General features: G+C 54.4%; 9 protein-coding genes, 2 pseudogenes and 1 riboswitch. Of the genes and pseudogenes, 4 read left to right on the forward strand and 7 right to left on the reverse strand.

Annotation, left to right across the window (positions count from 1 at the left end; all coding sequences use genetic code 11):
* Positions 1 to 27 precede the first annotated feature (27 nt).
* From AC0LWM_RS22760 to mscL, 3 genes are all read left to right on the forward strand, one after another.
* Positions 28 to 1,167, forward strand: coding sequence for a stalk domain-containing protein (locus AC0LWM_RS22760; RefSeq protein WP_474677288.1), 1,140 nt, complete (start codon positions 28 to 30; stop codon positions 1,165 to 1,167).
* Between the two features lie 10 nt (positions 1,168 to 1,177).
* Complete coding sequence (locus AC0LWM_RS22765) at positions 1,178 to 3,724, forward strand: hypothetical protein (protein ID WP_474677289.1); 2,547 nt, start codon at positions 1,178 to 1,180, stop codon at positions 3,722 to 3,724.
* Between the two features lie 386 nt (positions 3,725 to 4,110).
* Entirely contained in the window at positions 4,111 to 4,569 is a 459-nt protein-coding gene (gene mscL / locus AC0LWM_RS22770; protein WP_474677291.1) for a large conductance mechanosensitive channel protein MscL, read from the forward strand.
* A gap of 72 nt (positions 4,570 to 4,641) precedes the next feature.
* On the opposite strand, the gene AC0LWM_RS22775 is transcribed toward mscL, so the two are convergent.
* The 7 genes and pseudogenes from AC0LWM_RS22775 to AC0LWM_RS22805 form a co-directional block, all read right to left on the reverse strand.
* A complete protein-coding gene (locus tag AC0LWM_RS22775; protein WP_474677292.1) occupies positions 4,642 to 5,466 on the reverse strand; it encodes an aldo/keto reductase in 825 nt (274 codons plus the stop codon).
* Positions 5,467 to 5,670: 204 nt separating this feature from the next.
* Positions 5,671 to 6,440: pseudogene (locus AC0LWM_RS22780) on the reverse strand (zinc-binding dehydrogenase); the annotation flags it as partial.
* Positions 6,441 to 6,503: 63 nt separating this feature from the next.
* Positions 6,504 to 6,791: pseudogene (locus tag AC0LWM_RS22785) on the reverse strand (alcohol dehydrogenase catalytic domain-containing protein); the annotation flags it as partial.
* 247 nt (positions 6,792 to 7,038) lie between these two features.
* Entirely contained in the window at positions 7,039 to 7,566 is a 528-nt protein-coding gene (locus tag AC0LWM_RS22790) for a C40 family peptidase (RefSeq protein WP_474677293.1), read from the reverse strand.
* Between the two features lie 3 nt (positions 7,567 to 7,569).
* Positions 7,570 to 7,711, reverse strand: a riboswitch (cyclic di-AMP (ydaO/yuaA leader).
* Between the two features lie 401 nt (positions 7,712 to 8,112).
* Positions 8,113 to 8,586: a MarR family winged helix-turn-helix transcriptional regulator gene (locus AC0LWM_RS22795; protein ID WP_474677294.1), complete on the reverse strand. Its 474-nt coding sequence runs from the start codon at positions 8,584 to 8,586 to the stop codon at positions 8,113 to 8,115.
* Positions 8,587 to 8,943: 357 nt separating this feature from the next.
* Positions 8,944 to 9,783, reverse strand: a complete 840-nt coding sequence (locus AC0LWM_RS22800) for a hypothetical protein (protein ID WP_474677295.1) — start codon at positions 9,781 to 9,783, stop codon at positions 8,944 to 8,946.
* 12 nt (positions 9,784 to 9,795) lie between these two features.
* Positions 9,796 to 11,784, reverse strand: a complete 1,989-nt coding sequence (locus AC0LWM_RS22805) for a M1 family metallopeptidase (protein ID WP_474677296.1) — start codon at positions 11,782 to 11,784, stop codon at positions 9,796 to 9,798.
* Between the two features lie 174 nt (positions 11,785 to 11,958).
* On the opposite strand from AC0LWM_RS22805, the gene AC0LWM_RS22810 reads away from it, so the two are divergent.
* Positions 11,959 to 12,468 carry a YwhD family protein gene (locus AC0LWM_RS22810; RefSeq protein ID WP_474677297.1) on the forward strand — a complete coding sequence of 170 codons (510 nt, stop codon included), beginning with the start codon at positions 11,959 to 11,961 and terminating at the stop codon, positions 12,466 to 12,468.
* The last annotated feature ends 136 nt before the right edge of the window (positions 12,469 to 12,604 follow it).

Consider the following 12,604-nt stretch of genomic DNA (forward strand, 5'->3'; position numbering starts at 1 on the left):
TTTTTCAGGCTAAAGGAGCGATCCGAAATGAAAAGCTTAATTTGGAGACGGGCACGATCCTTGATGTTGATCGCAAGCCTTCTCGTTTTTGCGGAAATGCTTCCGCAAACGGCGAACGCGGAAGAAAGCGTCGTCGAAGTATACTTTCGGGGGGAACCTGTCCAATTTGCCGATGCCCGCCCTGTCATTCAGGATGGGCGTACGCTCGTTCCGTTCCGCAAAATTTTTGAAACGCTAGGTTTTGCCGTGAAATGGGTGGACGGGGAAAATGTTCAAAAGGCGATCGGCACGAAGGACGGTCTCGTCATCGAACTTACGATCGGCAGCACCGTCGCCAAAGTAAACGGAAAGGCGACCGCCTTGGACGTGCCTGCGCAAACCGTGGAGGGGCGTACGCTCGTGCCTTTGCGTTTTGTGTCGGAAAACAGCGGTTATCGCGTGGCCTTTGCCAGCGATCGCGGCGTATCGAAAATTCGGATCGAACCGGCAGGCGAGGCAGACGGCAAATCAACCCAATCTCCAGGCAACGATAAAGCCGAGCCGTATGTCGTCAAAGGGCGGGTCACCGATGCGGAAGGCCGCCCGGTCAAAGGCGCCGAAGTTTTTGCCGATAATCAGCTTTTGTATAACAGCAACTTAACCGCGGTGACCGATCAGGACGGTTATTATCGGATCGAACTGCCGCTTCTGGCGACGACCTGGAAGATGGGAGGCTCCCACAACGTCGTTGTTGACGGAAAGCCGTATACAACGGACTTGACTCCGGAGGTCGATGGGCCTTTTGCGGGAAATACGGGGGCGATTCGAAATTTCACCTTGAAAGCGGCGAAGCAAATTACCGGGGAGCTCTACCTTTACATGGACATCAACAGTTTCGTGAACGGCTATATCGAAAATAACGTCGAGCTGACGCTCACTCCCGTCGGCGGAAGCGGTGGCAAAGCGAAAACCGGGTACGGCTATAACTTCCCCGGCGGCTTCGGCATGAACGATATCCCGGTCGGCAGGTACAAGGCGACGGCTGTTTATGCCGCTCCTGGCGAGGAGCCGGTCAAGATGCTTGTGCGCGTAAGAAACAAAGGCCAATACGCGGAATCTGTCGAATTCGGATTCAGCACGCTTGTTCCGGGAATCGAGCAAGCCGAAATCGAAGTCATGATGCCGTAGGAGAATGTCAATGAACAACGACAAGCCAAACGATAATCCTAATGATGAAACGCAAACCTCGGAAGCCCAAGGAAAGTTTTGGAGGGTGCTTCATGTTATTTGGCAGGCGATACGGGTCTATGTATGGCCAATCCTGTTCTTGATTGTCAAAACCGTTCTGATCCTGCTGTGGCGGCTAGCGAAGCAGCTATGGAAATTCATCCGGGTGGTGGCGGTTCCGGCCGTTAAGGCCGGTTATTTCCGCATTCCCCCGAAACGGCGCTTGCCTGTCCTATCGGTCTTCTTGCTTGTCGTTCTATTGATCGGGTTCGCATGCACGATGCTCATGACGAGCGGCATTCCTTACCTGTCGCGCGATTCGGCAAGCCTGGAAACGGCGCAATCCGAGCATATCGCCGACATGTTGCTGCTGAGCGGCACTTGGGAGGAGCAGAAGCAAGCGGCGAAAGAGGCATTGCTTGCGGCGGGCTTTGAGGTGCCGGAAGGCTCCGATGAGCCAAGCGGAGACAGGCCGTTCGTCATCCCGCCGGAGCTTACGATGATCGCGCATGACGCGGGCCGGAAAGCGGAGGGCGGGGGAAGGCTGACGCTTACGCAGTTCGCGGACATGATGCGCGATTTCGGATTCCCGTTCGAAGAGGGAAAGGATCATGTTAAGCTGCTGCAGTCCGGAATCCGGCACTGGGTCAGGTTTGCCGAATCCGATCCGTCCTTGCCCGGCGCCGCGGCGCCTTTGTTTCTGAACGATATGGCGAAGGCTCAAGTGCCGCAGGTCGATTTGGCTTCCGATAATTGGTTGCCTGACGACTACCGGATGACGTATATCGAAATGCAAGTATTCCTGGGTGCATTCTTCCAGGCTCTCCCCGACGAGCCTGAAGCGGAAATCGGCTTACTCGACCGGCTGTTCGGAACGCAGACGGCTTATGCGGCGGACGAACTGACAGCCTGCTCCTATGCCAAGAAATGGTTTACCGATTGGGGCAAGAAAAATGATGCCGAGGAAGTCGTCAATTTCGACGTAGACCTCGTCACGCTGCTGACGGCCGAATTGACCGGCAAAGGGATGGAGTACATCGGGGAGCTTCTGGATCAAGGCATTGCTGCGGTCATGTCCAAAATAACGGGAGTCTCCAAGCAGGTGGCGGCAATCGCGGGCAAAGCGCTTCAAGTCATCAGTTTGCTGACCAAATTGCAGAAACTCGCCTTTTTGTATCATTCCGTGGAGGTCACCGTTACGCCTACGCCGAGCATCCCGCACATGCCGGGACCCGAGGATCAGGCCGAGGAGGTTCAATTCAAGGCGGTAGCCGGCGTTAACGATAAGGTGTATGCAGAATTTTTGAAGCAGTGGAATGCGTCCTCGGTTGCCAAAAACATCAAGGATTGCATGAGTCTCGCAGGTCTTCCGACACTGACCGATTCGGCTGATCTTGCCGCCGACGTGGAAAATTGGAGTATCGAGTGGAAGCTGCTCCAAGGCGAAAATCAGCTGGTTACGTGGGGACCCGAAAAAAACAAGTTCGAATATGCCGGCCAACAGCAAATGAAATTAACGAAAACGGGGCCGAATAAGGGCGAAGCCGTCTTTACGGTAGATTTAGTACGGGAGAAAGTGAACAAGCATAAGGGCACGGATAAAATCGGTACCGTCGTGATGAAAGCAAGCGTGGAAACGACGGGCATGCCGCCGATCTTGTCGCAGCTCGTGAACGCAGGCAAAGTTGCCGGCAGCGGAGACTCCATCGTGGAGTCTGCCTTGTGGGGTTTGCTTGGCATCGTTGATACGTTAGCGGATATTGTCATGGGTTGGTATCAATCGCTAGTGAAACCGGAGGGGTTCGGTTACCTGCATGTGACCTACCATGTGCCAAGCGAAGCGGTATATTCGTATGACGGTTGGATTCGTGCGGAGAAAACCGAAAACTACACCATCCGTGAAGGGGGCACGTCCGAGCAGAGGAATAAGTCATTCAAAGCAGAGTGGCAGGTCATCAGCGATTACATGAAATATAATTCAGCCCCCCGGATAAAGGGTACGGGTACAGGACATGGGATGTATCAGTACAACTACTTATCCGAAGGATCTAATGAATGTGCCGGATTTGGGGCAGGTCCCAATGGAATTGTCCGCGGCAGAAGTACGGGGGAAGCTTCAGCCCAAGCTATAGAGGATATCGAATCCGACGGAGTGTTGAAAAGGGAAGGGAACGATCAGGACGGATACATCTTCTCCATTACGGCTTTCGGAGGAGGTGTTCGACTCGATTATACGGAGGAGCGAACAAAGACACAATCTCCCAGTGGATGTCAGTTCGTCCAACCAGTCTCGAGGGCTTGGTCAGTTGAGGGATCAACGAGCGTGGAAGTGACGATGACGCAAGGACTGATCACCCATTCGAAAGAAGCGTACCCCGAAGTTTTGAGCGGCCGACAAGTCGACATTGACGAATTGGGCGGAAGAACCGTTTGGACGTGGGAGTTAAAACGGATCGAGCATGAATCGCAGTCCAGTATACGGCCCGAATTCGAATTTAAGGGGCCTGTGGGCGGTTAGCAGGTTGTACTCGGTACAACCATTTTCCAAAGGATGTTCTGATTTTGAGTTATTGTTGCATTCCACGCAACAATATAAGCCTCAAAGGCGCTTTGGAAGCCATATTATTGTATGCAGTACAACAATGCGGCCGAACAGATCGGTTCAAACGAAAGAAGTTGTATTCCGGGCAACATATTTGTCCAGCAAGATAGCATGTTTGATGAAGTTACTTATAGATCAAGCGAAGAACCGTTGGAGAGGGCTCCGATGGTTTTTTTTGCACGTCGTCTGATGGGATCCCGGATTGAAAGCTATGCATGTTGTCAAAAATGATAGTATCGTAGTAGCATAGATAGAGTGAAAGATTCAGAGAGTCGACCTGAACATGGAAGGAGTCTTATCGAATGTGGAAAGAATTTAAGCAGTTCGCGTTTAAAGGCAACATGATCGATTTGGCCGTTGGTGTCATTATCGGCGGAGCGTTCGGCAAAGTGATTACGTCGATCGTTAACGACTTGATTATGGGGCCGATCGGGGGATTATTAGGGAAGCTGGATTTTAAAAACTGGTTTTTCGCATTCAGTACTGAGCATTATTCGACTATAGAAGCCGCCAAAAAAGATGGAGTCCCCACCCTTAATTACGGGCAATTCATATCAACGATGATCGATTTCCTTATTGTAGCGGGAGTCATTTTTCTCGTTGTAAAACAACTTTCGCGATTTAAAAAAGGGGAAGCTCCTGCCGATCCGACGACCAAGGAATGCCCGCATTGCCTATCCGAGGTGCCGATCAAGGCGACGCGCTGCAAGTTCTGTACGTCGCACTTGGAAGATGCCAAAGAGCAGCCAAGCGCTGTATAAGAACCGGACGAGCATCAGCCGTGAAAAAACAAAGACCGCCGAACCGATGTGGCTCGAGCGGTCTTTTGCTATTTAAAAATCGATATTGTCCGGGTCCGGGCCAATCCGGCCGTTCACGTTCAGCGCATCGATCGCAGCCATGTCCTCGGCGCTCAGCACGAAATCGAAAATATTCGCGTTTTCGCGAATGCGCTCCTCGCGAATCGATTTCGGGATCGTTACGATGCCGCTTTGGATATCCCAGCGGAGCACGACTTGCGCCGCCGTTTTGCCGTATTTGGCGCCGATGCCGACCAAGGTCGGGTTGTCGAGGTTGCCCTGCATGAGCGGGCTCCACGCCTCGATCTGAATGTTCCGCGATTTGCAGAACGCGCGCAGTTCCGGCTGGCTATGTAGCGGATGCAGCTCCACTTGGTTGACCATCGGAGCAACCTCGCACACGGCGAGAATTTCCTCAAGGTGATGCTGCTTGAAGTTGCTGACGCCGATGGCGCGTACTTTGCCGTCCTTGTACAGCTTCTCCAGTGCACGCCACGTTTCCACGTTTTTGTCCTTCGGCCAGTGGATCAAGTATAAATCGATATATTCGAGCTGCAGCTTCCGGCGGCTTTCCTCGAAAGCGGCAAGCGTCGGCTCGTAGCCCCGATCGCTGTTCCACACTTTGGTCGTCACGAACAGGTCCTCGCGCTTTACGCCGGACGCTTTAATCGCGTTGCCGACGCCTTCTTCGTTGCCGTAAACGGCTGCCGTATCGATGCTGCCGTAGCCGTTGCGTAGCGCCGCCTCAACCGATGCTTCGACCTCCTGGCCTTCCTGAACCCGCCATACGCCCAGGCCAAACCAAGGCATTTTCACGCCGTTGGCAAGAACCGTCGTATCCGTAATGCTGTTAGCCATTGTTATTCCTCCTTTAGATAACATGAGCAATGCCACATTCTATTCTACCAAACTGCCGCTTACATTTAAAATGGCTTCATCACGAGGCTGGGCATGACCGCCTCAACGTCGTGGGGAAGGAGGCAGGCTGCGGGCTCCGCAACCGCCGCAACCGCCGCAACCGCCGCAACCGCCGCTTAACTTTACTGATTGCCGCCGTCGTCTTTAGAAATTACCATTCAGCAGCGTCACTTTGCCCACCGCTCGTCCCGACTCCAAATAGGCGTGGGCCTCGCCAACCTGCTCGAACGTAAAAGGCGTCGGATCGAGCAGGGGACGGAGCTTGCCCGCGTCGACCAGCTCCGCGATGCGCGTTAGCGCTTCGCCGAGGCCGCTGCGGCCGCTGCCATGCACGAGCGGAATCGCCATGAACACGACGTGCAGCGACAGCCCTTTGCCGTGCAGCGGGCTCAGGTCGTGCGTCGAGCGCGCGGCGATGGCCGCCACGGTGCCGTTCAGCGCGGCCGCTTCGAACGAGCGGTCGAGATTGGCGCCGCCGACCGTGTCGAACACGACGTCGAAGCCGCGACCGCCCGTGTGCGCCGCGACGTATTGCGCCACCGGCTCGGCGGTGTAGTCGATCGCCACGTCGGCGCCGAGCTCGCGGGCCAGCGCCAGCTTCGCCGGCGAGGCCGTCGCGTACACCTCGGCGCCGGCCCACTTGGCCAGCTGCACGCCGAGGTGGCCGACGCCGCCCGCGGCCGCGTGGACGAGCACGCGCTGCCCGGGGCGCACCGCCGCGCGCTCGATGAGCGCCTGCCACGCGGTGATCGCCGCGATCGGCAGCGCTGCCGCCTCGCGCATCGACAGCGTGCGCGGCTTATGCGCGAGCAGCGCGGCGTCGGCGGCCATGTAGTCGGCGAGCGCGCCGCCTGCCGTGCCGCGCATGCCGCCCGCGCAGCCGTACACCTCGTCGCCGGGGCGGAACGCGGTGACGCCTTCGNATGCGCGAGCAGCGCGGCGTCGGCGGCCATGTAGTCGGCGAGCGCGCCGCCTGCCGTGCCGCGCATGCCGCCCGCGCAGCCGTACACCTCGTCGCCGGGGCGGAACGCGGTGACGCCTTCGCCGACGGCTTCGACAACGCCGGCTACGTCGCCATGCAGCACGGCCGGCAGCTCCGGCAGAAGCGCGGGTACGACGCCTGCGCGTATTTTGCAATCGATCGGATTGACGCTTGTCGCCGCAACGCGAATGAGGACATGCCCTGCCGGAAGCTGCGGCTTCGGCAGCTCGGCGCTTCGGAAAACGTCCGTTCCGCCGAACGATTCTATAATTTGCCCGTTCATTTTCATATTCGTTCGCTCCTTCGTTTCATGAAAATCGTCGGATCGAGACTTTTCATGAAGGTTTTCTTATGGTTTTATCGTTCTTTCAGTTTGTTGTTATCGGTCTGACATTCTGTCATTCTGACATTCTAACGCTTACTGAATTGTACCATTCCCGATTCATGTAACAAAGCCGAACAGGCATCCCATGACAGGAGCGCCGTTCGGCTTCGCAGGCTAAAGCATACATTCAATTGTTCGGCGCTTATTATTTAGCGGCCGCATCCGATTCTGCACCCGTATCCACCGCATCGGAATCCGAATCGTCGGAAGGTTCCGTCGCGACTTTCTCGTACGTGTCGGCATTCATGACACGGCGTGCTTTCACATATCGCTTCGCGTAATACGTATCGCTGAGCTTGTCGATCGTTACGCCGTCGCTAGAAGAAGAATGGGCGAATTTGCCGTCCCCGACGTAAATGCCAACATGCGAAATGCCACTTCCATCCGTGTTGAAAAATACGAGGTCTCCCGCTTTCAGGTCTTCCTTGGCTACTTTGGCGCCAAGCTTCGCTTGAGCTTTGGAGGAGTGCGGCAACTCGATACCGAGCTGCTTGAAGACATACATTGTAAATCCGGAGCAATCGAAGCCCTTGGTTGTCGTGCCGGAGTACTTGTACGGCGTACCGACGACTTTGTCGATGGCTTCGTCCATTTTGGAAGCTGCGAAAGCGCTACCAGTATGGAATGCTAACGTGCAGGCCAAACCTAGTGCGATGATAAAAGCCTTTTTCAAAACATGTTCCCCTTCCGGAGCCTACGAGGTTAGCTTAAGGGTTCGGTTGAAGGTTCCCTATGATCCCTTTGATGCGAGATCAATTCACCCAAAAATGGTTCCCCCGTTTCCCGTGCGCGACACGGAAACTCGGCAGCATATTTTTCCACCTTGTTTAGGATTCGACTCCCTCTCCCAAAATCCTTCTTTTAAAAATAAAATATTCTCAAAAAAGCTTAAAAGTTATCATATTCCGAAAAAAGAGGCGAATACTGCTCGTCAATCGCGCCTCCGCTAGCCGCGGCTCTGCGTCTTGCGGCCGCGCGCAGCAAGACGTTATGACGCCAAGCGCCTTGGCGCGCCGGCGAGCGGCCTTTCGCTCAAAGCGATTTCTGCCGAAAATTAGCCGATTGCGAGCTTTTTGTCTTACGGATATATATTCGGCGACAACCTGTACCCTGTACACTTTTTCGAAAAAAAGAAGAGAGAACCGAGCAAAGACCGGCGAGCGGGAGAGACGGAAGCCGGGGGGAGCGGGCGAGGCATAATAAAAAAGGGCTGCTCCAGTCATTTTGCTGGAGACGCCCCGGACGAACAATCCTTCGCTGGATTCGCTTGATTTTCGACATTGCGTAAGATTTGTTTATAAATTCGGATCAACTGCCTTGCATCTTCCTCAGGCAAGCCGTTGAACAACATCTGGATCATTTCGCGGCGGTACTCGCGGCTAACTTGGAGAGCCTCTTTGCCTTGCTCGGTAATGTCGAGAAAAACGACCCTCCGGTCATCCTCATCCCGATAACGCCGGATGTAATTCCATGCGATCAGCTTGTCGGAGAAGCCTGTCATCGCGCCGGGCGTAATGCCGATCATGTCCGCCATCACCGTTGTTTTCTGGGGTCCGTCGGCGCTGAGCTTCTCCAGAATGATCGCTTGCACGCCGGTGAGCTTGTCCTTGTCGCTTTTGAATTGCGAGGTGATCTTGCGGGACAGCTGCCGGAAAATTTCTTCAAGCTCCAGCATTTCTTCGAACGGAATCATCGGGCAACTCCTTTCCATGCTTAAACATTTGCCATATATCTATTTCATATCCTTAACTACTCGCTAATATACTGTTTAAATGTACGAATGTAAATAGAGGCGGCGGAGGGAGGGGCGAACCTTAGGTCCCTGCCGGCACCAACCAGCTCCAGCCAGCCCCAGTCAATGAGCATACGAAAAAACCGCGATGCACCTCCATCGGCGCGATCCGCGGTTTTGAAGAGATAAGAAAGTATAAACTTCAGAGTCCCGGCTTCCTTATCTCGCAAGAAAGCTTCATCTTACGCAGGGTCATTCATCGTGGAGAAGTCTTCGAACAGGAGCTTTTCTTAAAGCTGCTTATTTCGATTTTTGGGCCTACTTCATGGCCGGATGCCCGCCGCTGCCGGATTTGGAGCTCCACAAATGGTACTGCGCTGCGATCTGCCACACCTTAAACAACGAGCGGAACAAATGGTATACCTGATGCAGCACCAAGGCGATCAGTCCGGCCCATATAAGCGATACGGAGGCGGTCACCAGGGCCGCGATCCCGGAGATGAGCAGCAGCAGCAAGGAAAGGCCGATCATCGGGAGGAGGTGGCGAAGCGACAGCCCGATTGCGCGGAATAGCGACAATTCGGCCACCTTCCCGAATTGAACGTACAGCAGAATGAGCTGAAGCATAAATCCGTACAGGAGCCAAGCTGCCGCAATCGGCAGGAGTGCGATCAGAAGCGACGTTTGCGATTCGGCGCCCATGTAAAGCTTGAAGGCATAGGGGACAGCCCAATAGGCCGGCGCAATGACAGCCGCCATCTGGATCATATAGAACAGGAAGGTGGTCTTCCATTTCCGCTGAATGCCTTTCAGGAACAAGGTGCCGCTCTTCGGTTCGGCATGATGAATCGAATAGTATAGCCCGGCGTTAATGAACGGGGTCAATACCATGCGCAGAACGAACAATCCGAGCAGCATCCATGCATAGAAGTCGATCAGGTCCGTTTTCATCAGCTGGAACTGGCTTTCGGCATAAAACATCGACACCGCCGATTTCGAAGGATGCACGTTCGGATAACGGCGAAGGATCGGGAATACGACCGAATCGACGAAACGATACAAGAAGAAGCCCCACAGCAATTGATATAAGAACAAGAAGATGACGATGTAAAAATGGTGCTTCGTCGTTTTCCAGCCGGTTTTAACGTATTGCATCATCCTGCGTTCACCTCACCATGCGACCGAGCCCAGCACAGTCTCGATAATTTTGACGATGCCCAAATTCCAGCGCACCTTGACCGGCTCCTCGACATTCGCTTTCATATAATTGTTGATTTTGTGGTTCTCCAGCACGATCGTGTTGCTCGGGTCAAGCGCTACCCATTCCAGCGGCGCCGTATGCTGCAGCGTATATTGCACGTGATTTTCCTCGCCGCTCCAAATTTTCTTCTCGGTCGTGCCGTCGGCAAAATGGAATACGATCGGGACTTCATTGTAATCGCCGCCCCGTTTCGTAATGAGCACGATGTTCTCATAGACCGGCCGGCCGCCTTCCTCGCCTTGCGTAATGTGGATGGAGTCCACGGAGAAATCCGCCATCTGGCCGCCGTATACGTATTGCTGGAAGTAGGTTTTCCAGCTTTTTTTCGTCACTTGCTCGACGCTGCGCTGCAAGTCCGCCGTGCTGGGATGCTTGAATTTCCAGCGTTGGTAGTAGGTTCTCATGATCTTGTTCATCGTTTTGGTGCCGACCTGCTTTTCGATGCCGAGCAGGACGAGTTTGGCCCGCATGTACACATTTTCCGCATAACGCTCTTGTCCCCGGTAGCTCCACGAATATTGCTTGAGCGGCTCCGGGCCGGTAATGTAGCTGGATTGAATCGGTAGGTTGGGCATAACGCCGTATTCGGTTTCCATCACTTTGTCTTCGGCATACGAGGTCAGGCCTTCATCGAGCCATGCTTCCTCGAATTCGTTCGTGGCGACGATGCCGTACCAATATTGATGGCCGATTTCATGCACGAGCGTCCGTTCCAGGTCAAGACCGGGATTTTCGTCCTTGGCGGCCATTCCCGTCACGAGGGTCGGATATTCCATGCCGCTTGTACCGTCGCCGCCTGCTGGAGGAACGACAATCGACAACGTTGAATACGGATACTCGCCGTACCATTTGCTATAGTTCTCCAGCGAGGACTTTGCGGCTTGGAAGTAGCGCTCCTTCAGTTTCTCGTGTTTCGGATCGAGGTACAGCTTGATGCGAACGCCGGGAATGGTCGGCGTGGAATAAGGCTCCTCGGCGTAGATGAAGTTCGGGGAAGCGGCCCAGGCGAAATCGTGCACATCGTCGGCGTAGAACTGGTAAATTTTCGATCCGTCCCGTTCGAAGGCGGGCTTCGCCGGAAATCCGGTTGCGGCTACGATGTAATTGGAAGGAACCTGAATGCGTACGTTATAAATGCCGAAATCCGAATAAAACTCCGAGTTGCCGTGATACTGGTGCAAATTCCAACCGTTTTCGGATGCGCCCCGCGTGCCTTTCGTTTCATAGGCGCTTACTTTCGGGAACCATTGCCCGGCCATCACAAAATCGTCGACGTAACCCATGCGGGCGAAAGCGCGCGGCAGCTGCACCTCGAAGTTCATGGACAGCGTAATTTCGCCTTGCGGGGGGATCGGATCAGGCAGCCGCAGCTTCATTAGCGTATGATCGTTTGCGTTGCCGTCGTCGGGTTGGATGAATGAAGTGCGGGTGAGCAGGCTTTCGCCTTTGTTCGATTTCAAGGCGAGCAGCTTCATGGAGCCGAAGCTTTCATCGGTCAAAGGCTCATTGCGGAATCGGCCGCCCGATTCGCGCATGAAGGTTGTTTTTTTCGATTCGAAGGCGTTCGGATAGAGATGGAAGTACATGTCCGATACCGGCGTATTACCGGGGTTTTTCCAGGTGATCGTTTGCTCCCCTAGCAGCTTTTTCTGTTCGTTGTCGAGCTGTACCGAGATGTGATATTCGACCAAGCGCCGGCTGAGCGGTATGTTTTCGACCGGGACGGGGTCGGGTGCCGGTTGTCCGATTTTTGGCGCTGGCGAAAAATTGCCGTTCGCTCCGGGGTCGGCCGCGTAAAGCGCAGGAAGAATGGATTCGGCTTGCTGAAGCGCGGCGATGCAAATCGCGCAGCTGATGATTGCGATCGTTATGAGCCGTAGGGCGTAGCGAAAGTTCATATACGAATTCCTCCCGTTGACAAGCATCTACAGCATGTATATGTTTGCAAACGGAAGATTATTAGCTAAAATGTAATTAATGTTGGCAAGCTGTTTTTGGAGCTTTTTTTTGCGCCGATTAGGACGGCGCCAGATGTTTATCGTTGACCGAAATCAATCAGGAGGGTTCTATTCATGGATATACAAGACGGCAATAAAGAGAAGAAGAAACTGTCGCTGAACGTTGTCAGCAACAAGGAGCATAAAGGCTTCGGGGCAGGCAGCATCAACCTGAGCGATGTATCTAGCGTTATTATCGACGAAGGCACGGCGTATATCGATATCGGTGCCATGCATGCGAAGAGCAAGGTGGAGAAAGGCATCAAGTTTTCCCCGAACAAGGAAGACGTGCCGAACGGCCGCAAATGCTGGATCGTCTGGGTTGCGGTGGACCGCAACGAGGAAGGCAACACGTATTATGCGGGAGCGACGGCATGCGAAATGCTGGTGGATACCGAGGCGAGACGAGGGTGGAAAATTCTTGCCGACCACGTCAACAAGCTCGATTATGCGCTGAAGCGCCGCTACATCCTGGACGGCTTGAGCGACGAAGAGCAGGCCGCCCTGCGCAAGCTGCTCATCGAGCACAATGCGGACATGTGGGAGCGTTCGCCGGAAGCGCTCAAGCAAGGTCTCGGCGCGTAGAGGCTGGCTGCGGGCTGCGATTTGCGGATTGCATGTGGAGGCTGCATGGGCTGCGTGCTGCATGGTGAGGCTACGTGGTGCAGGCTGCGTGCTGGTGCGGGTTGATTGGCATGAAATTAAGGTGGATATGGCGAGG

The sequence above is a fragment of the Paenibacillus sp. sgz302148 genome (assembly GCF_056120465.1).